General features: G+C 37.8%; 22 protein-coding genes. 20 read left to right on the top strand and 2 right to left on the bottom strand.

Annotated features, from left to right (window positions below):
- Nucleotides 1–265: 265 nt before the first annotated feature.
- The 5 genes from ACTNC0_RS16060 to ACTNC0_RS16040 all read left to right on the top strand — a co-directional run bounded on the left by ACTNC0_RS16060 (nucleotide 266) and on the right by ACTNC0_RS16040 (nucleotide 6,604).
- A complete protein-coding gene (locus tag ACTNC0_RS16060) occupies nucleotides 266–2,836 on the top strand; it encodes a DUF5722 domain-containing protein (RefSeq protein WP_441088171.1) in 2,571 nt (856 codons plus the stop codon).
- A 169-nt stretch (nucleotides 2,837–3,005) separates the two neighbouring features.
- The gene (locus ACTNC0_RS16055; protein ID WP_441088170.1) at nucleotides 3,006–4,508 is read left to right on the top strand and encodes a S1C family serine protease; all 1,503 of its coding nucleotides are present in this window, start codon (nucleotides 3,006–3,008) and stop codon (nucleotides 4,506–4,508) included.
- A gap of 384 nt (nucleotides 4,509–4,892) precedes the next feature.
- The gene (locus ACTNC0_RS16050) at nucleotides 4,893–5,243 is read left to right on the top strand and encodes an Hpt domain-containing protein (protein WP_441088169.1); all 351 of its coding nucleotides are present in this window, start codon (nucleotides 4,893–4,895) and stop codon (nucleotides 5,241–5,243) included.
- Between the two features lie 4 nt (nucleotides 5,244–5,247).
- On the top strand, nucleotides 5,248–5,898 hold the full coding sequence (gene thiE / locus ACTNC0_RS16045; RefSeq protein ID WP_441088168.1) for a thiamine phosphate synthase: 651 nt from the start codon (nucleotides 5,248–5,250) through the stop codon (nucleotides 5,896–5,898).
- The gene (locus ACTNC0_RS16040) at nucleotides 5,888–6,604 is read left to right on the top strand and encodes an HAD family hydrolase (RefSeq protein WP_441088167.1); all 717 of its coding nucleotides are present in this window, start codon (nucleotides 5,888–5,890) and stop codon (nucleotides 6,602–6,604) included. Before thiE ends, ACTNC0_RS16040 begins: the two co-directional genes overlap by 11 nt.
- A gap of 217 nt (nucleotides 6,605–6,821) precedes the next feature.
- Here the strand turns inward: ACTNC0_RS16040 and ACTNC0_RS16035 are convergent, their stop codons facing one another.
- The gene (locus ACTNC0_RS16035) at nucleotides 6,822–8,258 is read right to left on the bottom strand and encodes a helix-turn-helix domain-containing protein (protein ID WP_441088166.1); all 1,437 of its coding nucleotides are present in this window, start codon (nucleotides 8,256–8,258) and stop codon (nucleotides 6,822–6,824) included.
- A gap of 321 nt (nucleotides 8,259–8,579) precedes the next feature.
- On the opposite strand from ACTNC0_RS16035, the gene ACTNC0_RS16030 reads away from it, so the two are divergent.
- Entirely contained in the window at nucleotides 8,580–10,028 is a 1,449-nt protein-coding gene (locus ACTNC0_RS16030) for an RICIN domain-containing protein (protein WP_441088165.1), read from the top strand.
- 74 nt (nucleotides 10,029–10,102) lie between these two features.
- On the opposite strand, the gene ACTNC0_RS16025 is transcribed toward ACTNC0_RS16030, so the two are convergent.
- On the bottom strand, nucleotides 10,103–11,287 hold the full coding sequence (locus ACTNC0_RS16025; RefSeq protein ID WP_441088164.1) for a class I SAM-dependent methyltransferase: 1,185 nt from the start codon (nucleotides 11,285–11,287) through the stop codon (nucleotides 10,103–10,105).
- A 77-nt stretch (nucleotides 11,288–11,364) separates the two neighbouring features.
- On the opposite strand from ACTNC0_RS16025, the gene ACTNC0_RS16020 reads away from it, so the two are divergent.
- The 14 genes from ACTNC0_RS16020 (at nucleotide 11,365) to ACTNC0_RS15955 (ending at nucleotide 24,116) form a co-directional block, all read left to right on the top strand.
- The gene (locus ACTNC0_RS16020; protein ID WP_441088163.1) at nucleotides 11,365–11,643 is read left to right on the top strand and encodes a hypothetical protein; all 279 of its coding nucleotides are present in this window, start codon (nucleotides 11,365–11,367) and stop codon (nucleotides 11,641–11,643) included.
- A gap of 66 nt (nucleotides 11,644–11,709) precedes the next feature.
- Complete coding sequence (locus ACTNC0_RS16015) at nucleotides 11,710–12,381, top strand: Ig-like domain-containing protein (protein WP_441088162.1); 672 nt, start codon at nucleotides 11,710–11,712, stop codon at nucleotides 12,379–12,381.
- A 42-nt stretch (nucleotides 12,382–12,423) separates the two neighbouring features.
- Nucleotides 12,424–13,077, top strand: coding sequence for a leucine-rich repeat domain-containing protein (locus ACTNC0_RS16010; protein ID WP_441088207.1), 654 nt, complete (start codon nucleotides 12,424–12,426; stop codon nucleotides 13,075–13,077).
- Nucleotides 13,078–13,190: 113 nt separating this feature from the next.
- A complete protein-coding gene (locus tag ACTNC0_RS16005) occupies nucleotides 13,191–13,340 on the top strand; it encodes a hypothetical protein (RefSeq protein ID WP_441088161.1) in 150 nt (49 codons plus the stop codon).
- 160 nt (nucleotides 13,341–13,500) lie between these two features.
- Complete coding sequence (locus ACTNC0_RS16000) at nucleotides 13,501–14,505, top strand: hypothetical protein (protein ID WP_441088160.1); 1,005 nt, start codon at nucleotides 13,501–13,503, stop codon at nucleotides 14,503–14,505.
- Nucleotides 14,506–14,519: 14 nt separating this feature from the next.
- On the top strand, nucleotides 14,520–15,191 hold the full coding sequence (locus tag ACTNC0_RS15995; protein WP_441088159.1) for a hypothetical protein: 672 nt from the start codon (nucleotides 14,520–14,522) through the stop codon (nucleotides 15,189–15,191).
- Nucleotides 15,192–15,290: 99 nt separating this feature from the next.
- The gene (locus ACTNC0_RS15990) at nucleotides 15,291–16,112 is read left to right on the top strand and encodes a transglutaminase domain-containing protein (protein WP_441088158.1); all 822 of its coding nucleotides are present in this window, start codon (nucleotides 15,291–15,293) and stop codon (nucleotides 16,110–16,112) included.
- A 156-nt stretch (nucleotides 16,113–16,268) separates the two neighbouring features.
- Nucleotides 16,269–17,192: a hypothetical protein gene (locus ACTNC0_RS15985; RefSeq protein WP_441088157.1), complete on the top strand. Its 924-nt coding sequence runs from the start codon at nucleotides 16,269–16,271 to the stop codon at nucleotides 17,190–17,192.
- Nucleotides 17,193–17,435: 243 nt separating this feature from the next.
- On the top strand, nucleotides 17,436–18,947 hold the full coding sequence (locus tag ACTNC0_RS15980) for an MBOAT family O-acyltransferase (protein ID WP_441088156.1): 1,512 nt from the start codon (nucleotides 17,436–17,438) through the stop codon (nucleotides 18,945–18,947).
- Complete coding sequence (locus tag ACTNC0_RS15975) at nucleotides 18,934–19,914, top strand: hypothetical protein (RefSeq protein ID WP_441088155.1); 981 nt, start codon at nucleotides 18,934–18,936, stop codon at nucleotides 19,912–19,914. Before ACTNC0_RS15980 ends, ACTNC0_RS15975 begins: the two co-directional genes overlap by 14 nt.
- A gap of 72 nt (nucleotides 19,915–19,986) precedes the next feature.
- Nucleotides 19,987–21,507, top strand: coding sequence for an amino acid adenylation domain-containing protein (locus tag ACTNC0_RS15970; RefSeq protein ID WP_441088154.1), 1,521 nt, complete (start codon nucleotides 19,987–19,989; stop codon nucleotides 21,505–21,507).
- Nucleotides 21,504–22,703 (top strand): diaminopimelate decarboxylase family protein, encoded by a 1,200-nt coding sequence (locus ACTNC0_RS15965; RefSeq protein WP_441088153.1) that lies wholly within the window; start codon nucleotides 21,504–21,506, stop codon nucleotides 22,701–22,703. The genes ACTNC0_RS15970 and ACTNC0_RS15965 overlap by 4 nt, the downstream gene beginning before the upstream one ends.
- Before the next feature lie 67 nt (nucleotides 22,704–22,770).
- Entirely contained in the window at nucleotides 22,771–22,995 is a 225-nt protein-coding gene (locus ACTNC0_RS15960) for an acyl carrier protein (RefSeq protein WP_441088152.1), read from the top strand.
- Between the two features lie 143 nt (nucleotides 22,996–23,138).
- Complete coding sequence (locus ACTNC0_RS15955) at nucleotides 23,139–24,116, top strand: transglutaminase domain-containing protein (protein WP_441088151.1); 978 nt, start codon at nucleotides 23,139–23,141, stop codon at nucleotides 24,114–24,116.
- The last annotated feature ends 321 nt before the right edge of the window (nucleotides 24,117–24,437 follow it).

Genomic DNA, 24,437 nt, shown 5'->3' with positions numbered 1-24,437 from the left:
AGATTTTTGGCGAAAAAGTTAATTTTGACAGTTTTTTTTACTTTACTTGATAATTTTTTTACCAGTAGTTCTTTTTCATTGTATGAAGATTTTTTAAATGTTATACTATAAAAAAAGCTAATTATTAGATATAGAATTGCTATAATAATCAGGTGACTCTTGACAAATTATAAAGTAGTTGTTTGAGAAGGCTGGGGAGCAAAAATGGATTGTGAATATCCGATAGGCTTCTTATATTTGGCATGTAAAGAGAGGAAAAGAAAGCATGAGAAAATGGAAAAAGTTTATGGCAATAGGTTTGGCAGCATCTATGATAATACCATCTGGTGTACCGCAGCAGATATTGTGGGCATCAGAGTTTTCGGCAGAAAGCAGTGAAATGGTAGCTGATGTGTTTGGAGATAATTCGGAAAGTGAATTGGGAAATAGAACAGGTGATAAGAATAACGAAAAATATGAATTTGATACAGGAGAATCTGAAAAAAAGAAGAAAATGGAGGATATATCAGACGGAGAGAATGGATCGAAAAATATTATTTTAAATGATACAAAAGAACAAACGCCAGAACAGTCTGAAAAGGAAAAAGAAGTAAATACCGGGCAGGCAGTTGAAGGATATACAATACAGCTTTACAGTGAAGGGAAAATCGAAAAAACGTATGTGATAGCATATGCAGACGTTAATGATGCAAAAGCACCTGAAGCATTAAAAGGAAAAGCCGGATATGTTTTTAAAGAATGGAATACAAAAGAAGATGGAAGCGGAGAAGCCTATAAACCGGGAGATTCCATCAGCAAGCTTTTGAAAAGTGAAAATCCGGCAATACAAAACTTAGATTCGGCAAATACGGATTCAGCGGTACAAGATAAGAAAATGGGAGAAATGGAATCAGAAGGTCTGAATCCAACGGTAGAAAGTGCTGGAAATACAGCACAGATATTATCCGCTGAAGAAGAAAAAATGGAAAGTGCATCATTAGCTGAAGAATCTGAATGGACAGAAGAAACAGAAGAGTCGAAGGCAGAAGGAATGGTAACACCTGAAACGACAACCGGAACAACCATAACATTATATGCAATCTGGGAAAAAGCAGCAGAGTATAAAATTACATATAAACTTAATAAGGGAAAAAACAGCACGTCTAACCCCAAAACGTATACTGGAGAGACTGAAATAAAACTAAAAAAGCCCGCACGTTCAGGATATCATTTTGTGGGATGGTATACAGACAGTAAGTACAAACAAAAAATAGATGTGATTGAAAAAGGATCAAAGGGCGGGGTTACTTTATATGCAAAGTGGATAAAGGAAGTTAATCCTTCAGTAAAGGCGGCGTCACTGACTGCACTGAAAGGAACAAAAGCAAAGACAATCACTGCATCTGCCAATATTGCCAATTATGTAAAAAGTGTGGATAATTATTATTATCTGTTATATGTAGATTCCAATTCCGGCAAGGTGAAGAAAGCGGCAGCTAAGGTTAAGAAACCTGAGATGTCAAATGGAAAAGTTACATTTAAACTGGATATTTCCGGGCATCTGGAATATGCGCAGGGTAAATTTGCAGTGGGAGTAAAGAAATCCAAGACTGCTTATACAGTAATCAGTTCCAAAAGTTATGTCAGCAATCCAGAGAAACTTAGCTCAAATACAGCAGCATATTTTGTACCAAAAACAAAAAAAGGAATTCAGGCTACGAATTTTAACGAAGTGACTGATACAAAGTCCAAGAACGTATTTTTTAATCTGTATATATCAGATCTGATGCGAGAAGACAGTGGGGTAGAAACCTATAAGTATAACGGAAAGACATACCATTTTAATGGGCTGTATGGATATGAATATCTGGTTCAGCAGTGTAATGCAAAAGGAATCCAGGTGACGGCACAGATCAGTATTGACAAGAATGCAAGTACACAGAGTCTGACAACCGGAAACAGCCCATATGCAGAGACTGCTTACTATGGATGGAATACAGACAACGCTGCAACAAGACAGACAATGGAGGCAATGTTTGCATATCTGGGAGAGAAATTCGGCAGAAATAATTGCTATATAAGTAACTGGATTCTGGGAAATGAAGTGAATAGTGCAAGTGGTTATTATTATGTAGGAAATGTAAGCTTCTCTAAATTTATTTCCATGTACAGTGAAGCATTCCGCTGTCTGTATAATGCAGTTCGCAGCAGCCGTGGAAGTTCTAAAGTATTTATCTGCCTTGATAACTGCTGGAACCAGAAAAATGCATTCAGTGTCTGCTACAGCGCAAAATCAACTTTAGATAATTTTGCAACCAAAATTTCTGAGATGCAGAAGAATGTTAACTGGAATCTGGCGTATCATGCTTATAATCAACCGCTTTCAGATCCTCAGTTCTGGTCCGGGGCAAATGCATCTATGTTTACCAGCAATGTCAATTCCACAACATTCATTACAATGAGAAATATTGACACGCTGACTAATTATGTGAAGAGCAGATATGGTTCCAATACGAGAGTGATTCTTTCTGAACAGGGATTTTCTTCTACAGGTGGACAGGCAAATCAGGCAGCAGCATTGGCGCTGGCATATTATAAGGCGGCTTGCAATCCGATAATTGATGCATTTATTGTAAGAAGCTATAAAGATGAGGCTCATGAAGTAGCTCAGGGTCTGGCAATGGGATTAAAAGATGCCAACGGTAAGAAGAAAACAGCATTTAATGTCTTTAGTAATATGGATAGTTCCAATTCACTGAAGTATACGGAAAAGGTATTAAGCAGTCAGGTGGGAAACTGGAAAGCACAGATTCCGGGATATAATGTAAAAAGAATTTCCAGGATGTATCGGAAGTAAAGCGGAAACATATGAAATCGTCACAAATTAAACACATTTTTCCCACACAAAGAACACAAATGATTTCTATACTTAGAAGCATCAAAAGGAAACAGAGAGAAATAAAAGTAAAACAAAAAAATACATATTGTTTTATGGATTTGATATAGATTCAGGGAGGGACTTTATTATGATGAATAAAGACAATAGAAATGATAAAATCAGAAAGATCGTTAAGAAAGGTCTTACACTTAGCTTATGTGCAGTGCTTGCAGGAGGACTTGCAGCAGGAAGCTTTGAGGGAGTAAATAAACTTGCAGGATGGGATGGAGCAACAACAGTAGAGGCTGCATCAAATAAAAATGAGACAACTTTAACATTTGCTAAATCTGAAAAAGAAGCAGATTCAGATGAGAGCGATTCTAAAGCAGATGACAGTAAAGATACAAGCAGCAAGACAACAGGAAGTCTGGATGTATCTGATATCGCAGCAGAGGTACTTCCATCTATCGTATCTATCACAACTAAATCAGTTCAGGAAGTACAGAGCTATTATGGAATTTACGGAATGTATGGGTATGCTCCACAGCAGCAGGAACAGGAAGTAGAGGGCAGTGGTTCAGGTATTATCGTAGGTAAGAATGATGATGAACTTCTGATTGCTACAAACTACCATGTAGTAGAGGATGCAGATACATTGTCTGTTGCATTTGCAGATGGAAATGCTGTAGAGGCATCTGTAAAGGGTTTTGATGAAGAGAGAGACCTTGCGGTTGTATCTGTAGCACTGGATGATATTAAGGATGATACAATGGATGCTATTTCTGTTGCAAAGATCGGCAGTTCCGATGACCTTAAAGTTGGTGAGCAGGTAATTGCGATTGGTAATGCTCTTGGATATGGACAGTCTGTTACTACTGGTATTGTAAGTGCTAAGAACCGTAGAATGGATTCTGAAAACAGTACAGTAACTGATGGCAGCGATGACAGCAGTGACGGTGTAAATCTGATCCAGACAGATGCAGCAATCAACCCTGGTAACAGTGGCGGTGCTCTTTTAAATATGGAAGGCGAAGTTGTAGGTATCAACTCTGCAAAACTTGCATCTACAGAAGTTGAAGGTATGGGATATGCGATTGCAATTTCTGATGTAACAGATATTCTTCAGGACCTGATGAATGAGACTTCCAGAGATAAACTGGATGACTCTGAACATGGCGTACTTGGAATTAAGGGAGCATCTGTAAGCTCTGAGGCAGTTCAGATGTATGGAATTCCGGCAGGTGTATTTGTATCAGAAGTAACAGAAGGCGGAGCTGCTGATAAAGCAGGGCTGAAATCAAACAGCGTTATCACTGAGTTTAATGGAAAAACAGTTTCCAGCATTAACCAGCTCATTGAATATCTTTCCTATTATGAGCCAGGTGAAGAAGTAGAGCTGACTGTACAGGTTCCGGACGGTGCAAGTTATAAAGAAGATACTGTTAAGGTAACTTTGGATGAAAACACTGATGCCGGAAAAGACAGCGACAGTAAAGATAGTAAGAAAAAAGAAAAAAAGGATTCTAAAGACGATTCCGATGAAGATACAACGGAAGATTTCGGAAACGAGGATGATCAGGAATCAGATGATTCAGATGAGAGTGATAATCCATTTATCCAATATTTCCAGAGTCAGGGATTCTTCAGATAAAACTAATCCGAAAGATAGAACAATAGAGGAATAATTAATTCATTGGAAACTTAAAATATTAAATGGGCACTTTTTTATGTGACAGATGATTACATATGGAAGTGCCTTTTTATGCTATTAAAGCTTTACAGAGTAAAATGTCGATTTTTGAGCCCTTTTTTTGTGAAAGATTAAGAAGTGCTTTTTTGGAAGAATACTTGAGAATGGCTACATGGTGTGATAAAATAGTGCTGTTGCAGAAACTGGCGGATTATAGAGTCGCGGGTTTGAAATTCAGAAATCTTATTACATAGGAATGATAAAAATACGTTTGTGATTTTGGGATAGTAGTGTATAGATTCTTTTCTGAAGAAGGATGTTAATAGAAATAAAGAGGAGAAAAATATGACTGTAAAAGAGTGTTATGAACAGATGGGTGCTGATTACGAAGGCGTTCTTGGAAGATTAAGAAGTGAGGGACTTATTAAAAAATTTGCGAAGAAATTTCTGGATGATGGAAGTTTCCAGAGCCTGAAGGATAATCTGGCACAGGGAAATGGTGAGGAGGCTTTTCGTGCTGCTCACACATTAAAAGGTGTATGCCAGAACCTTGGATTTGACAATCTCTATCAGGTTAGCTTTAATATTACAGAAAAGCTCAGAGGAGGAGAAACCGACGGTTGTGAAGAACTTTTTGCAAAAGTAGAAGAGCAGTATAAGAAAACGACAGATGCAATCCATATGATGGAGGACTGATATTGTGAATTGCAGAAAAGAGGACATGGTTCTGTATGCGATTACAGACAGGCATTGGCTTAACGGTGAATCTCTTTATCAACAGGTTGAGAAAGCTTTGCAGGGCGGGGTAACTTTTCTGCAGCTGCGAGAGAAGAATCTGGATAAAGAACTCTTTATGAAAGAGGCCAGAGAGATTAAGGAGTTATGCAGAAAGTATAAAGTTCCGTTTATTATTAATGATAATGTAGAAATTGCGAAGGCAATCGATGCAGATGGTGTCCATGTGGGGCAGAGCGATATGGAAGCCGGAGATGTACGTAAGAGACTGGGCGCAGATAAGATTATTGGTGTATCTGCTAAGACGGTTGAACAGGCTCTTCTTGCAGAGAAGCATGGAGCTGATTATCTGGGTGTGGGAGCTGTCTTTACTACCAGTACTAAGACAGATGCAACTGGTGTTTCACATGAAACATTGAGAGATATTTGCCAGGCGGTTAAAATTCCGGTAGTAGCGATTGGCGGTATCACTAAGGACAATGTGGACGAACTTTCCGGATATGGTGCAGATGGGATTGCAGTGATCAGTGCGATTTTCGCGCAGGAGAATATCACAGAAGCTGCGAAAGATCTGAAGCAGCGTTCGATGCAGATGGTTAGCAGTAATGGAAAATAAAAATCATATGACTGGTACTGTAAATGCCATAGAGAATAATATTGCTCATAATATTCAGGGTGCGATTTTTGATGTAGATGGAACGTTGTTGGATTCCATGCCTGTATGGGAGAATATTGGAGAACGATATCTTATAAGTCTGGGAATTATGGCGAAAGACGGGCTTGGAGATGTGTTACATACAATGAGTCTGGAGCAGGGAGCTGTTTATCTGAAGGAAGAATACCGACTTGAGAAAAATGTACCGCAGATCGTAAAAGAAGTTCTGAAAATAGTAAGTGATTTTTATCGCTTTGAAGCACCTTTAAAGCTTGGTGTGAAGGAAACACTGGAGTGGATGAGTAAACAACAGATAAGAATGGTGGTTGCTACTTCAGGAAACAAAGAGCTTGTGGAAGCTGCGCTGGATAGAAATGGAATTCTGAAATATTTTGAGTGGATTTATACTTGTACAGAAGTAGGAGCCGGAAAAGATGAGCCTGAAATCTATCTGAAGGCAGCAGAGACTCTGCAGGCAAAACCTGAAAATATAGTAGCATTTGAAGATGCGTTTCATGCAGCTGAAACTGCTAAGAAAGCTGGATTTAAGGTGATTGGCGTTTATGACGTCAGTAATGAAGAACATATTTCTAATATGAAAGAAATGTGTGACTATTATTGTACCAGAATGGATGAGAGCATAGAATTGTTAAAAATAGAAAACTAAAATATTAATATAAAGAAAAGAGATTCTATCAGATTTAAATGTTAAATGACTGATAGAATCTCTTTTCTTTATTTATGCAATCAAGTTTAAGAATAGTAAGAGGTATAATTATAAAAAACAGTATGAGGATGTGACGTCTTGTATTTTGAGTAATCTGCGTAGTTATTTATTGGAGAACTACGTAGCGAAAGTGTATTACGAATATTTACTTGATTATTCAGAGAAGAGTGTTGATTATATTTTGAATTAATGTACTGGCCTCTTCTGGGGAGTAGTAACTTTCCTTATCCATCTGCTCCAGATAATCTTTGAACATCTGAAAAAACTGAGACTCGCAAACGATAAGGAAAATAGTTTTTCCATTACTTGTGTGATAAGTTAATTCACAATCTGAGTCTCTTACACACAAATGTAAATTTGCCGGAAGGTATTGAAGTGGACCTTTTAAAATACGATAATAATCTTTCTGACAGCAGGCTTTAATTTCTTCTAAAAGTGGCAATCGTTGTTTGGGTGTAAAAGAATGATAAAAAGCATCGGGAAATTCTTCAATTAACCCAGTTTCGGCGAAGTGCTTCATACCTGCTTCTGTAAAATAAATTAAAAATTTACCAGATTTTACTCGCCTTTTGTTGGTTAAAAATATCTTTTCAATCATAGAAAGCATAATATCTGCCTGAGGAAGATCATGGTTAAATACATCTTCCAATAGTTTTCCAGTGATAAAAGGTGTCATGCAAGCTTCAGGCTGAAGTCCGATGATTTTTTTGTCAGGATCATCTTTGGCATCATCAATATGCTGAAAAACGGACAGATAATTTTCAGGGGATATCGGTATTGGTTTAAAAAGTGGCTGACACTGGCTACGGTTTTTCTCAAATATTTTCCAAAGAGTGCGGACAGTTTCCTGATCCCGATAATACAAACCAGTCTGGTAATCAGCAGTACACATGACTGCGGAATCAGAAGTAAGAATCAGGTATGGCATGATTGAAAGACAGTAAAAATTATGCTGGGTATTGTTGTAGAAATACCAAGTCTCGTAATCAAGTCCATTAGTATAAATTGGAAATATTTCTTTTAAATATTGCAGATTACATAATTGCTTTTGTGGATTGTTATTTAAAGACAAGATATGTTCAATAACTAAATTGCCAGTGGGATTAAGGCTGGCGAGAAGTCGGAACGGGAATGGATAATCTGGCTGAAGAAACATACCTATTTTGCCATTTGGCTTTCCTGCTTCTGACAAAATCATCTGATGGACATAACTGTCAATATATTGTTGAGATGAGAGCACAACAAATGTATTATCAGACACCTGGGATGATGAAGGTAACGGAGCTATAGGCGGTAAAGGTTTATCTGATCTGGAAGGAAAATGACATATAAAGTCCTCTACACTTTTCCGGGAATGATATTGCTTACCCATCTGAGATTCTTTCCAGGCATTCACAAGAAGCTCAGATTCGGAAGGGGTAAGCTGCATGAATTGTGCGATTTTTTTTACAATGTCAATACTTCCCGGAAGTCTTTTTCCGTTCATAAATTTATATATAGTTGAGCGTTCCACTTCACAATAGCGGGCAAGTGGCTGGACTTTTATATTTTTTTCTTCTTTGAGATTATTCAAAATCTCTGAAAATGTTGACATAACTGAAACGTCCTTTCGGTTTTATAAAATCATAATATCACTTTTTGTAGTTTTAGTCATTAGCAAAATCTTATAGTGTAACAGCTATACGTAAAATTTTGTCCACAAAAAATGCCCCATATTGTGAGAAAAAATAAAAAATGATAATATAAATTTATATAAATCAGATACATTATAAAAATGCAAGGAATATTAAACTATATTTTGAAAGAAATACCTAATAATCTGACTGCATTTAAGATGGAAGGGGGATGAGAAAGAAAATTAAGAACTGAAAAAGAACGAAAAAAGTTTTATTATGGGAAGGAGAGAAAGTTTAGAATGAAGTATTTAAAGAAAAGATTAAAAAGTGTAATAGCAGTTGTTTGTGCGTTTCTAATGGTATCTATGGTATTAAATATACCAACATATGCTGCATATACGAGAAAATGTTATCTGATTCGCAATGCCAATACAACCGTATATAGTAACTCTGGATTAACTTGGCGTTACGGAACGATTTATGGTTCGGATGAGATCACAGTATTGAGTGTTACAGATCGTTATTGCAGAGTTTCTTATCCGATATCCAGATCAAGATCAAAGACAGGATATATTCCAACAAATGCGATTCTGACAGGAACATCAGGCAATACATATACTGCAAGTGCACAGGTAACGACATACCGCAGACCATATGGATATTCATACGGATATATTTCAAGAGGAGATAAGGTTACGATTCTGGGAACGTATGGAGATTATACACAGGTGAAATATCCTGTATCAAATGGATATAAATATGGTTTTGTTACGAATGCAAATGCCAATTCTTATATTAAAAACACAAATAGTGGAAACGGTAGTGCAAATATTGCAAACGGAACATATAAAATTGCAACAGCATTAAATACGAATTATGTTCTGGACGTAAATAACTATGCGACATTTAATGGCGGTAATGTTGAGATCTATCCTTATCATAATACCAATAATGAAAAATGGAATGTTATAAGTCTGGGAAATGGATATTACAGAATAAAAGATGTTAATTCCGGCAAATCATTGGACGTAAACGGCGGTGGAAGTGCAAGTGGAACAAATGTCCAGATTTGGGAGCAGAACAATACAAATGCGCAGAAATGGCGCTTTGTTGATGCTGGAAACGGATACTATTATATTATTAATGCAAATGGATGCTATCTTGATGTGCAAAATGGACAGGTAAAAAATGGAAATAATGTATGGGTATATACCGGAAACCGTACAAACGCACAGAAGTGGAAACTGACATCCGTATCTACAACTCAGAATAATAATAATACAAAAGTAAACTTGAGTTATGGATTGTATAAATCCAATGCGGCATATATCTCTTGTGGATTTGATGGATACAGGACAACAAGTGGCCGCCATGAAGGAATTGACATAAAATATGGAATTGGAAAACCAGTATATTCATTGACTGATGGCGTAGTAGTAAGAGTTGCGTATGGATATAATGGAGGAAGAGGGTTATCAACAATAGCGATTTATAATGCGGCAAGTAATAAAACTATTATTTATCTTCATTCAGCACCACTTTCTCTGAAGGTCGGACAGACTATTTCCAGAGGTCAGCAGATTGCAACAGAGGCATGGAGAGGAATATCATATAGTTCAGGAGCTCATACACATGTTGAAGTAAGAGATGGAAGACAAAGTTATGCAAGTAAGAGCGTTGGTGATTCTATATTAAATAACCCGAATCCAACAAGTTTCTGGAACAGTCAGGGGTATAATATCAAATAATGGAATAAAAAATATAGAGACTTTATTAACTGTCTGGATTTCATACTCGAAATCCAGACAGTATTTTTATATTTTTAGTACCAACGTGTCATTGGCAGATCATTATTAATGCCTTTGGTCATGAGAATCTGGTGAATATCGATAATTCCATTATGGAATGTTGCGGCACATGCTGACAGATAGAGATCCCACATACGCAGGAATGATTCGTCAAACATTGTTTTTTCTTTTTCGATATTGTCGCGGAAATTCTTTTCCCAATGGAGTAAAGTTTTATTGTAATGCAAGCGGAGATTCTCGATATCCAGTGTATGGAAATTATCTTCTGCCATATGATTCAGGATTTCTCTGAGACTTGGAACAGTTCCGCCTGGGAAAATATATTTCTTGATCCATGGATCACCCGGATGTTCTTTGAGTGCGCTGATAAAGTGAAGCAGGAATAATCCGCCTGGTTTCAGAACTTTCTCTACACAATCAAGGAAGAGCTGATAGTTATCACGTCCGACATGTTCCAGCATACCAACACTGACAACGCGGTCAAACTGATAATTATGTTTCGGAAGATCACGATAGTCCATCAATTCGACAGTAAGATAATCTTCCAGTTCTTGTTCCTTGATACGATTCTGGAATTCAGCATATTGTTCATGGCTTAAGGTGATTCCTGTGCCATGAATTTTGTATTTCTTAGCGGCTTCGATTAACAGAAAGCCCCATCCACAGCCGATATCCAGAAGACTCATACCTTCTTCAAGATGTAATTTCTTAAGAATATAATCTACTTTATTTACTTGTGCCTGATATAGCGTATCATCTTCATGAATGAAGTAACCACAGGAATAACTCATTGTTTCGTCCAGCCATAATTTATAAAAATTATTTCCAATGTCGTAGTGGCTGGTTACTTCTTTTTCCTGGTTCTTTTTTGATGTGGAGCTGAACATGATCTTTTTTAAGGCTGATTCGTTGGTTGAAAATTTACCCATCTGTCCAAGAAAATGATCAAGTGCTTCGTAAAGATTTCCTTCGATGTCAAGATCTCCACGCATATAAGCTTCGCCTAATGCAAGAGAAGTACTCTTGACTAGATCTGTGAGAGGAATTACTTTTTTAAAATTTACTGTAAATGTAGGTTCCCCCTCTCCGATGTGATACTCGGAATTTTTGAACTTTACCAGAAATGGATAGTCTGTAAAGCGCTCAAGGAACTGCACCATTGCTTTCTCTTCGGTTTTTTCTTCTAATGTCTCAAACATAATAGTTTACCTCCTTTAACACAGGCTTATGATACACCTTAGGAGGGCATTTTCGTCAAGGGGCGAAATATACAAAGATGAATGAGAAATCAAGGAATCTTGTGGCAGGATTTTCACATGAAAATATGTGGACAGATAATAAACCAATACTGTCCACAAAATATGCCCCATATTGTGTGGATAAACACAGAATGTTAAAATTATTTTGTGGAAAAAGATCGAAATTAGATTTTAAAGGAGCTAAAATAGCTGATGAATGTTATGCATATACATATGATGGAAAAAACGTTATATATATAGGGAAGCTTACATGTAGAGGTAGTTTTTGTATTATGTATGCAGACAATAAATTTTAAAATATTTTTAGTAATGATGGTCTAAAAAATCTTATATTTAACTGCAGAAAGAGAGGAAAAAGAACTATGAAAAGAAAAAAGAGAATGTTAATAACGTTTATTTTAACAGCTATATTAACGATAATAATGGTTGCATGTTCAGTTAATGCGAATGCATCGTTATTTTCGCTTAAGAAAAAGAAGGTAACACTAAAAATAGGAGAAACCTTTCAGTTAAAAGTAAATGCAACAGAACCTGTGCAGTATGTATGGAAATCCAGCAATAAGTCAGTTGTGACAGTTTCTTCAACAGGAAAACTCCGGGCAAAGAAAGCAGGAAATGCGATAGTGACTGTGCGCACTAATGGAAAAACAGAAAAATGTAAGGTTGCAGTGGCGAAAGCTCCATCTTGGAGTAAAAAAATCTGGAAGAATAGAGTAAGTGACTGGACAATGGAATTTAGTTCACAATATACAACTGTTTTTAATTCAAATGGAACAGTATGTCAGACTGGCTGGAGAAATAAAGATACGGGATATTATAAGGTGATTAGTGCGAATAAAATAAAAGCGTATTACACAGATAATTATGTCAGCTGGGCGGGAAGCAACAATCCACAAAAGGTAAATACATCATATACAGCAAATTATACATATAATAAGAAAAATAATACAGTTTATGTAAAATATTCATCGGAATTTTATAAAAATATGAATAGTAATGCTAAAGATAGCGTCCTGTATGGTAGTTTAAGATGAAAAATAGAAGTGCAATAGGAAGATGTAAAAAGTCCTGAAACAATAAAAGGCAAAAAGGTTTTATACATTCGCGGTATCAATGCGTTTAACAGCACAAAAATCAGAAGTGTTTCTATGCCAAGTATTTTAGGTATTGGGAATCTTGCGTTTTCAGCATGTAGAAATCTGGAAAAAGTGTATATGCCGAAAGTAAGAAGTATTGGTCTTTCTGCTTTTGCAAATTGCGCATTAACAAATGTAAAATTGCCATCAGTTGAGACGGTATCTATGTCTGCGTTTTCGAATTGTACAAAATTGAGCAGTATTTCTATGCCAAAGATAAGATTTATTGGAAGAAGCGCTTTCGCTGATTGCAAAAATTTAAAGACTATTTCGTTATCTTACAGAGTTTCTGAAATCCAGAGTTCTGCATTTATGAATTGTGGGGCTACATCGATTAAACTACAGGATCTATATGGAAATGTAACTATTGGAGCAAATGCGTTTGGGTATAGAAACGGTTCTAAGATTGGTTCTGTGAAAAAAATAAATGGATTTAAGATTTATGGAAATGCAGGTACAAGTGTAGAAAAGTATGCAAAAGAAAATGGTTTCAAATTTATCAGTTCTAAACCGAGTGTAAAACATTTTACTCTGGAAGTGAAGCCGGAGTCATTTCTGGTTTTACAACTTTTGAGATCATTCCGAAGCCAATAGAAAAATGGGAGTGTTCAAGTAAGTCAAAAGGAACGATAGAAGTTACATGGAAATATGATGCTCCTGCGACATATTATTGGATACAATTCACTACAAAAGAAGATTTTACAGAGATGGAGCAAGCGATTGTGGATGATACGGATAAAAAAGTCTGTGTGAAGAATGATTTGGAATCTGGAAAGAAATATTATGTTAGAATTTGTGTATCAGGTATACGAAATAATTCTAACTGGAGTGAGGTAAAAATGGTAATCGTACAGTAACTACAAATCATTGTCGGATTTTTTAAAATTGCAGAAAATCCGGCAGTTTTTTGTGTAAAAAAATTATCTGATGAATTGAAATACCCTCTCCAATATACTATAATTGCAATATAAAACACAAAGGAGGATGCAGTCAGAAAAACTGATCAGGAGGAATCGAATGATGAAGAAGAGAAAAAGTTTTGCAGGATTAAAAGTGTCATTGGCTGCTGCGGTATTGACTGCAGCGCTCACATTTGGAGCAGGCAGTGTATATGCAGTAGATTTGCCACAGGATGGTGGAAGTGAGTCAACAGTGACAGTAACGCCGACACCGGAAGTAACACCGACACCAGAAGTAACGCCGACGCCGATTCAGCCATTGCCAACAGTGAAACCGAAACCGAAAAACGGACTGCGCAAGGAAGGCAGTATATATCGTTATTATGTAAATAACAAACTAGTCAAAAGTAAATGGAAGAAAGTAAATGGCAAACTTTACTGGCTTAAATCAAATGGGGTTGCTGCGCATGATGGATCTTATAAAGTAAATGGTACTTATTATGTATTTAATAAATATGCACAGAGAGTTATGCCAGGAAAGAAAACGATTGTGAATGTCAATGGCGTGAAATATTTCGTTAATGCCAAGGGAAAGGTCGTTACAGGCTGGAATGAACTGAATGGTAAAATGTACTATGTGTATAAGAACGGCAAGTGCGCAACAAATGAGACCGTAGGCGGAATTAAGTTTAATAAAAACGGGTATGCATCAAATCTGACACAGGCGAGATGCAAACTTGCGGCAAGAAACTTTATTGAACGCCATAGTAATGCCAATGCAAGCAACTATGAAAAGTTCCGTTCATGCTTCTATTACATTATGGCTTATACGAATTTTGTAGGATATATGGATCCTACACCGCAGGAATTTAAGACAAAGGACTGGGTTTATAAATATGCCCTTCAGATGTTCCAGAATGGTCTGACAGGAAACTGTTATGGAATTGCCAGCAGTGTGGCAGCAATCGCGAAGGAACTGGGATATGAGCCATATGTCATTACGATTCCGGACGGACATAGTTTTGTAACAATCAATGGACTTTACTATGACAATATGTACGGAACCTTATTTGGTGCAGCTACACGTCCTGCATACACAGTAGAATATAGAATTAAATTCTGAGAGGAGAAAGAAGAATGAAAGGATTAAAGAAAGTCCTTGCAGTCGTACTTTGCATGCTTCTTATGCTGACACCGTTAGCTACTGTAGCAGAAACAGTGACGGTACATGCAGCACAGGATGTTAAGACTGTTAAGGTAAAAACGGACAAAAAAACAGGTAAGAGATATGGTTATGATGAAAATAATCAGAAGGTTACTATGACATGGGGAGTAACTTCCAGTGGATTCCGTTATTACTTCGGAAAAAACGGAGCTGCTTATCAGGCAGATAAGGATACGGTTGGTAAATATGGTATTCTGATTAAGAAGATTGATAAAGTATATTATGGATTTGACGTAAGTGGTCATACAGTGAAGGGAATCCGCGTAGGACGTATAAGCAAGTACGATATTCCAAAGCTGTATTACTTCAATCCTAAGACAGGAGCTGTAGATAATAAGAAAACATCTTTATACAGAAAATATGCAGCAACCTCTACACTTGCGAAACAGAATAATGCGTCAAAGATCAAGAAAGTTCTTGGAAAATATAAGAAATGTACAGTAAGCAAGTCTAATACCTGTATGCTGGATGGAAACGGTAAAGATGTCACATATGTTTATGGTTATGTACAGTTAAATGTTGTACGCCCAACCGGAAAAGGAAGCAGTGCAGAAGTTGTCGCAAGTATTACGGTAAGACAGTAAGATGGGATAACATATAGAAGTGTAAATCAAGTATAAGCAGCGAAAGAGGATGCGCTTATTCGTTCGGCTGCTTTTAGGATAAAAAGGAGGAAAAGGATTATGAACAGAAAAAAGCTCACCGCATTATTACTCAGCTCAATTATGGCGGTAACACCTGCAATGCCAGCTATGGCAGATCAGTCAACTGTTAGTGATTATGTAGAAGCAACTGCTGATAATGTATCAGACGATACATCAGATGATACAACAATCGCTCCGGCGCCGCTTCCAGAGCCAACCGTAAAAAGCGGATGGGAAACCGTTGATGGAGTTAAGTATTACTATGAAAACGGAGAGAAAGTTGTAAACAAGGCAAAGAAGATTGGTAAATATACTTATTGTTTTGATAAAAATGGTAAGCTTGTAACAAACAAACCATATTACAAATTTAACTCTAAAACTTACTATAAGATTAAAAAGAATGGCCAGGCAACTAAATTATCAACAGTTGAAACAATGGCGGCAATCAGACTTATAAAATGTAAAGGAAATCTGAGAAAGGCATTTAACTGGTCTGCATCTTTACAATATGCAGGAAATATAAAGATTTCAAAGAAAACGCCAACTGAATATGGTCTGTATGGATTTAAGACAGGAACAGGAGACTGCTATGTAATGGCAGCTACTTTCTACTGGATGGCTAAGGTTGCGGGATATGATGCTCATTATGTTAAAGGCTATGTTTTAACCAAAAAAGGAAAAGGTCCTCATGGATGGGTAGAAATTGATAAAAAATCTAATGGCAAAACAATACCTTATGTATATGATCCAAACTTCTACCATGATTATAAATCAAAAGGTAAACAATATACAGGATATGGATTCAGATATGGTGCAAAGAATACTTATCAATATGATAATAATCATAAGAGAGTAAATTAGATATAGTCGAAGCAGATCACAGATAATTGGAGTTATTTTAATTGAAAATCATCTCGATTGTCTCTATGAACTTTGAATTCTGAATGAAACAGAAAAAAGCAAAGAGAGATACAGAGGAAATAAAAGCAATAAAGAATGACAGAAAGGATTAAAGCAATGAAAAGAAAAATCGTAACAGCATTTATGATGGCAGCACTTGGAAGCAGCCTTGTATTCAGCCAGGCAGCTATGGCAGCAGACACTACAGCAAAGACTGAGACTTCAGAAGATGCAGATAAGGATTCCACAGCAGAAGACAAAGACGCAGCAGATGATACGAAAGATGCTGATAAAGCTGATGAGAATAAAGACGAAGATTTAAAGACAATCGGTGAGAAGCCGGAAGAGGATACGGAAGGAGCATTTTCTGTAAAACTGAAAAATACAACAGGCAAAGTAATCACCGGTGTTGCTGTAAAGAATGAAAAAGACGAAGAGTATCCGGATAACTTCCTGAAAGAGGAAGATAAGTTTGAAGCAGACGAGGAAAGGGTTCTCTGGTTTGATCCAAACGCAAAGGATAAAGAAAACGAAGGCAGCAAAGACACAGCAGATGATACCGCAAAGACAGATGAAAAATCTGACGGCGAAGGCAAAGATGATGCTGAGAAAGAAATTCCGAAATATAACATTCAGTTAACTTTTGAAGATGGAACAACAGCAGAAATTCATACCTTCCCATTTGGTGACACAGAAGAAGCAGAGCTTCATCTGGAAGGAGATATCGCATATCTGGTATTTGACAGTATCAGCCAGAAGAAAGAATTCAATACTCTGGAAACAGAGAAAGCTTTAGCTCCGAAACCAACAGAGGCAGCTGCACAGGCATCAGAGTCTCAGTCAACTCAGAGCTATGACAATAGCAGTGATTATGATTACAACAATGATTATGATTACAGCAATGATTACGACTACGATACTGATTATGACTATGATTCAGATTACGATTACGACTATGATGGATCAGATGATGGCGGATCAGACGACGGCGGTTCCGATGATGGCGGAGACGGATGCCTGGATGATGGATTATTAAATTAAGGAAATTTAAGAATAATTAAACACAGGGGCGCTGCATTATTTGATATAATGTAACTGTTCGAAAGGTTACTATCTTAAGAGGGTGATGAACGGTTACGACATAATACTATAGTGCGGTGCCTTTGTTTGTCAGAAAAATAAGGAATGTATTACTGTCTGATCATATAAAATAAATTACGTTGTTACGAGTTGCATTGGTGAGTATAAAGCAGACAGTGTTGTACATATTCAGGGAGATAGATCATGTCATTAGTTTCAAACTTGTTTTTATTGTTTGTGGCGGCAAGTGTACTGGTTTATTATATCGTGCCTCACAAATTCCAGTGGCTGGTTTTATTATGTTTCAGCTACATCTATTATCTGGCGGGTGGTGTCCGCTACGTAGGATTTCTTCTCTTTTCCACGTTGGTTACCTGGCTGATCGCACTTGTTGTTGAGAAAACAGAAGCGAAAGGAAGCCATAAAGGTGCAAGAAATCTTTTGGTCCTTGGGTTACTGTTAAATTTTGGAATGCTTGGTGTCGTAAAGTATACGAATTTTGCGATTGAGAACCTGAATGCTTTATTCCACATGAATTTAAGGGGAATGGATATTCTGCTTCCTCTTGGTATTTCGTTTTATACTTTCCAGTCTTCCGGATATCTTCTGGATGTGTACTGGAAGAGATGTGAAGCAGAGAAAAATCCTGTGAAATATGCGTTATTCGTATCTTTCTTTCCACAGATTCTGCAGGGACCGATCGGAAGATACAGCCGTCTGGCACATCAGCTTTATGAGCCTCATAAATTTGAGGGGAAAAATATTACCAGAGGTTTTGAACGTATTCTCTGGGGCTTCTTTAAGAAGATGATTCTGGCGGATTGGGCAGCAGTGTTTGTTGATGCAATTTTTGACAATCCGGATCAGTACAGTGGACTGGCGCTGTTTGGAGTGCTGTTTTACACCGTTCAGCTGTATGCAGATTTTTCCGGTGGTATGGATGTAGTAATTGGTATCGCTTCTATGTTTGGAATAGAATTGGATGAAAACTTCAAGCGTCCGTTCTTCTCCATTTCTATTACAGATTTCTGGCATCGCTGGCATATTACACTTGGAACCTGGATGAAGGATTATGTGTTCTATCCGGTTACCTTATCCAGATGGATGAGTAAATTCGGAAAATGGGGCAAGAAAGTATTTGGCAAAAAAACGGGACGTACCCTTCCAATCTGTCTTGCAAACCTGATTGTATTCTTCGTTGTTGGTGTATGGCATGGGGCGGCATGGAAGTACATTGTGTATGGTATGTATAACGGTATCATTATTGCTTTCAGCGGACTTATGGCAGAGTATTACAGAAACTGGAAAAAGAAATTCAACATCACTGGAAAAGAGAACTGGTATCATGTTTTCATGATCATCCGTACGTTTATTCTTGTAAATATCAGCTGGTTCTTTGACAGAGCAGATACAGTGGGACAGGCGTTTCATATGATGAAACTTTCCATGACTAAGTTTACTCCGTCACAGTTACTCCTGATTCCGGCTGGTAAAGAAGGTACTGCCTTTACGCCTTATGCACTGGCAATTCTGGCGGTTGGCTGCATGATTCTGTTTATCGTAAGTGTCCTTCAGGAACGTGGCATGAAGATAAGAGAATCACTTGCAGGACTGAGTCTGCCAATTACTGTAGCAATTTATTTTTGTCTGCTGGCATCCATCGGATTCTTCGGATCAACAGCAGTAGCGAGAGGATTTATTTATGCACAATTTTAAGAAAGTTTTAAAAACGTTCCTGGTATTGGTCGTGTGTGTGGCTCTTCTGGCAGCACTTGACCTGGCACTTTATCCATGTACATTTATGAGAAATGATGTGCATGCAGTTGTGACACAGCAGTTTGATGACATTATCGTGGGAACTTCCCATGGAAAGATGGATATTGATCCGGAGGTGATGCAGGAAGTTACCGGACGCAGTGGACATAATCTTTGCGTTGGCGGCGAGTATGGAATCGATGCGTATTATCTGATTAAACTGATCAAAGAGAAACAGAATCCGAAGAGAATTATCTATGAGGTTGACCCGGGATATTTTGTATCTGAAAAGGAAGAAGGAAATAACTACCTGCTTTTTTATCATGAGTTTCCATTTTCAAAAGCAAAGGTAGAATATTTCTGGAATTCTATTGCGAAATGTAATTTCCGTACTGTGCTTTTCCCATGGTATGAATATTCTCTCAGTTATGAATTACCGAAAGTCAAAGATACATTTACTCAGAAAGTAACCGGTGATTATGGCGTATCTCATCTGAAGAGTGATTCTCAGGAATATCATGAAAGTGGATTTATTGAGAGATATCCGGTGGATGTGACGAAGCTTAAGAAATCAGAACCGAAGCTCTATGAAGAGGGTAAGGTAAATGAAGAAAACATGGAATATCTGAAGAAGCTGATTTCATTCTGCAAGGAAAATGATATAGAGTTTGTGGCAGTAACTACGCCAATTCCAATAAATACTCTGAAGGATTACAGTGACAGTTATAATGCAGCATGGAAATATTTCGGGCAGTTCTTTGAAGAACAGGGCGTAGAGTATCTTAACTTTAATACGCAGTATTTTAAGGCATTTACACATGACCTGAAAGCATATACAGATTATGACGGACATATGAATGGGGATGCTGCAAAAGAATACTCTGAAGTGCTGGCACAGGTGTTGGAGAGTGCCGGACAGAGGAAGTAATTTCAAGGCTGCAAAAAGACAGTAATAAATTAATATAAAAACCTTGTGAAGTACAGAGGGGAGGAATTACATATGAAGACAAGTATTCTGGAATATCTTGAAGAATCCGCACGGAAATATCCGGATAAGACAGCTTTTGCAGATGAACATGCATCCTGCACATTTAAAGAACTGGAGCAGACTGCACGCAGAACAGGAACTGCACTTGCGAAACATTTCACACCGAGAAATCCGGTGCCTGTATTTATGGAGAAGAGCGTAGAAACCATCGGAGTTTTCATGGGTGCTGTTTATGCAGGATGCTTTTATGTACTGATGGATACCAAACAGCCGGCGAGCAGACTTCAGCAGATTCTTGGAATTCTGGACAGTGATGTGATCGTTACATCTGAGAAATATCTGAAGGATTTGGAGAAACTGGAGTTCAAAGGAAAGGTTCTGATGGCTCCGGATCTTGCAGCCGAGCAGGAGAATGAAGTTGTGTTAAATGAGATTAGAGAACAGGCATTGGATGTGGATCCGTTGTATGGAATTTTTACTTCCGGGTCAACAGGAGTTCCCAAGGGTGTTGTGGTAGGACATCGTTCAGTGCTTGATTTTATCGATTGTTTTACAGAGCTTTTTGATATCACAGATAAAGATGTGATGGGAAATCAGGCACCCTGGGATTTTGATGTATCTGTTAAAGATATTTATTCCGGACTGAAGACAGGAGCAACTGTCCAGATTATTCCGAAGCAGCTATTCTCTTTCCCGATGAAATTGATTGATTATCTGATCGAGAGAGAAGTGACTACGCTGGTGTGGGCGGTATCTGCGCTGTGTATTATCTCAACTCTGAACGGATTTGAATATAAAGTTCCGGATAAGATTAAGAAGATTCTTTTCTCAGGAGAGGCTATGCCTGTGAAACATCTGAATATCTGGAGAAAATATCTGCCGGATGTTATGTATGTAAATATTTATGGACCAACTGAGATCACATGTAACTGTACGTATTATATTGTAGACAGGGAGTTTCAGCCTGGAGATGTACTTCCTATGGGCAAGGCATTTCCAAATGAAAAAGTATTCCTTCTGGATGAAGAAGACAAGCTGATCACAGAGAAAAATAAAAATGGTGAACTCTGCGTAACCGGAAGTGCACTTGCACTGGGATATTACAAAAACAGAGAACAGACTGCGAAGGTCTTTGTTCAGAACCCACTGAATGACAGATATCTGGAGCCAATGTACAGAACTGGTGATCTTGCTTATTATAATGAGCGTGGTGAGTTGTGCTTTGCAACACGTAAGGATTTCCAGATTAAGCATATGGGACATCGTATTGAGCTTGGAGAAATCGAGGCTGCTATGGATAAGGTTCCGGAGATTGTGAGAAGCTGCTGTATTTTTGATACAGTTAAGAGCAAGATCGTAGCTTTTTATGAAGGAGATATCGAGAGAAGACCGCTGGCAAAAGCGCTGGGGCAGTATGTACCTGCTTTTATGGTTCCGAATGTATTCCGCCAGGTGGAGAGCATGCCTCTTACAAAGAATGGAAAGATTGACAGAAAAGCTCTTACAGCTATGTATCAGGAGGAAAAGAAATGAGTTCCTATGGATTTATAAAAGAGCTGATTGAGAAAGAACATACTCCAACTCCAGCTTATGTTTTTGACCTGGATAGGATGAAGGAATTTGTAAAAAAAGTGCAGATCTGTCTTGGAGAGAGCGCACAGTTATGTTATGCTATGAAGGCAAATCCTTTTCTTACAGGACCCATGATGGATGTAGTTCCGACATTTGAAGTGTGCTCACCAGGTGAATTCAGAATCTGTGAGCGTGTTGGTGTGCCGATGGAAAGAATTGTTCTTTCGGGTGTGTATAAGAACCCCGAAGATATGGAATATGTACTTTCTACATATGGCGGAAAGGGCGTGTATACTGTAGAGTCTTTGCAGCATTTACAGATTCTGAATGATACTGCAGTGAGACTTGGCATGAAGATTACGGTGCTGATCCGCATGACAAGCGGAAATCAGTTTGGTGTAGATGAATCTGATATCAGGAAGATTATTTCTGACAGAACAGATTATCAGGGGATTGAGATAGAAGGTCTTCAGTTCTATTCCGGAACTCAGAAGAAAGAACTCAGTCAGATGAAAACAGAGCTGGAGCATCTAGATGAATTTATCGGGGAGCTGAAATCTGAAAGTGGATTTGAAGCACAGGTGCTTGAGTATGGCCCGGGGTTTTTTGTTCCATATTTTAAGAAGGATAAGAGCGAGGACGTGGAGAACGTTCTGAGTGAGTTCAGAGTACTTCTGGAAAGTCTTAATTTCAAGGGTAAGGTTGTTCTTGAGATGGGAAGATTTCTGGCAGCAGCCTGTGGATATTATGTGACATCAATCGTGGATATGAAGGTGAATAAAGAACAGCCGTATGTGATCATGGACGGTGGTATCAATCACCTGAATTATTATGGACAGGCTATGGCAATGAAGCAGCCGTACTGTACACAGCTTGATACAGAAGGAAATGAGAAGACAGGGGGAGAAGAAGAATCCTGGAATCTTTGCGGCGCACTTTGCACGGTCAGCGATGTGGTCGTAAAGCGATTTCCACTTCACAAACCGCAACTTCATGATATACTGGTATTTGAACGGGTAGGTGCTTATTCCGTCACAGAAGGAATCTATTTATTCCTCAGCCGTCCTCTTCCAAGAATCTATTTCTGGACAGAGGGAGAAGGACTGCGCATGGTGCGGGATGGTATACATACAGATCTTTTAAATTCAGAGAAATAAAAGACCATGGCAATACCAAAAAATAATGGAATTGCTGAAAAAATAAAAAATAAGGAGATATGAAAAAATGGAAGAATTAATTGAATTACTGGAAGAGATCCAGCCGGATGCAGATTTTGGAAACTGTGATACTTTGATTGATGATGGAATTCTTGATTCCTTTGCAATTCTGTCTATTGTAAGTGAATTGCAGGATACTTATGACATTACGATCACTCCTGCAGATATTATCCCGGAGAATTTTAACTCTGCAAAAGCACTGTGGGATATGGTGTGCAGACTGAAAGGTTGATTTATACAAAGCAGACAACTGGAATTATAATCCGGTTGTCTGCTTTTCAGTTGAGAGATCAGAAATATTATGTCATGGAAAATGAAGTGAATAGTAATAATATGGTATATAATTGACAAAGTGATATGAGGTCGTGAAAAAACATGAAAAAGATAAAAATATTATTAGGCATAGCGATGGTTGTCAGTGTATTAACAATTCCTGTACATGGCGCTGAGGGAGATACAGCAATACCAGTCATATCAGAGATTCCTCAAATAACACCAGTGGAAACGCCAGTGCGAGAATTGCGTGTGGAAGGAAATAAAATATTTTATTACTATAAAGGGAAAATGGTAAGAAATAAATGGAAACGATATGAGGGATATAAATATTATTTTGGTGAAGATGGATATGCATATATAGGTGGCAGTAAGATTGGAAATAAAGCATATGTTTTTGATGAGAATGGACATCTTTTGGAAAATCAGAAGGGAAAGATGCGGACTGTTCTGAATAAAAAGTATTGTATCGCTTCAGATAATGGTCAACCGAAAACAGGATATTTTATTTATCATAATGATTTATATTATGCGGATTCTAAAGGAAGATGTTATCAGAATCGTACACGGGAAGATGGACAGTTATATTTTACATCAAGTGGAAAAGCGCGAAAGGATACAAATGCATTGTTGAAGATGCGGGTAATGAATTTGGTTTCCAGACTTACAACTTCTGAAATGAGTAAAAATCAGAAATTACATGCCTGTTGGGAATACATTGTAGATGACGCCGGATTTCAGTATGGTGGATCAGATCCTGATTTAAAAAAAGCAGGATGGTGCAGAAAGACAGCTTTGTCAATGCTTAATACCAAAGTTGGAAATTGCTATGGATTTGCCAGCACATTGGCAGCATTTGCAAAAGAACTGGGATATAAAAAGATAGAATTAATTGATGGCAGAATACCGGGAACCAGAGATCATGCGCCGGATGGATTTACGGGGCATTGTTGGGTAAGGATTGATAATAGATATTATGATCCGGAAGCTGACTGGGCTGGCTGGATGACGGGGGTGTATGGATATAGTTCTTATCCGATCAGGCATTATGTTAAAAAGGTTTATAATTTCATGAGATAGAGGGGAAGAAGAGCTAAGCCCCGCAAGATCAGCTAAAAGCATTTACCGATCTTGCGGGGCTTAGATTTTCTAAAGATCCTGCAAATGTCGCTCGATAGGAATTATTGAGCTTTGCTGGCAATTGGCTGTGACTGGGCGGCTGAGGGATGGAATCCAGGTGTCAGATGGGATGAATGTCTGATGTGGACTGGGTGGATCCTGGAGTGTGTTTGAAACACACTCTAAGGTGGAAATAAAAAAGTTTGTCAAATTATGAAATTAACTGTTGACAGGGGCTGCTTTCGGTGTTATATTAGTTGAGCTGTCAGAAATAATTGTTTT

This window comes from Blautia sp. HCP3S3_B11 (assembly GCF_052064435.1).
Lineage (GTDB): Bacteria > Bacillota > Clostridia > Lachnospirales > Lachnospiraceae > Blautia_A.
This window is presented reverse-complemented; position numbering and strand designations above follow the sequence as displayed.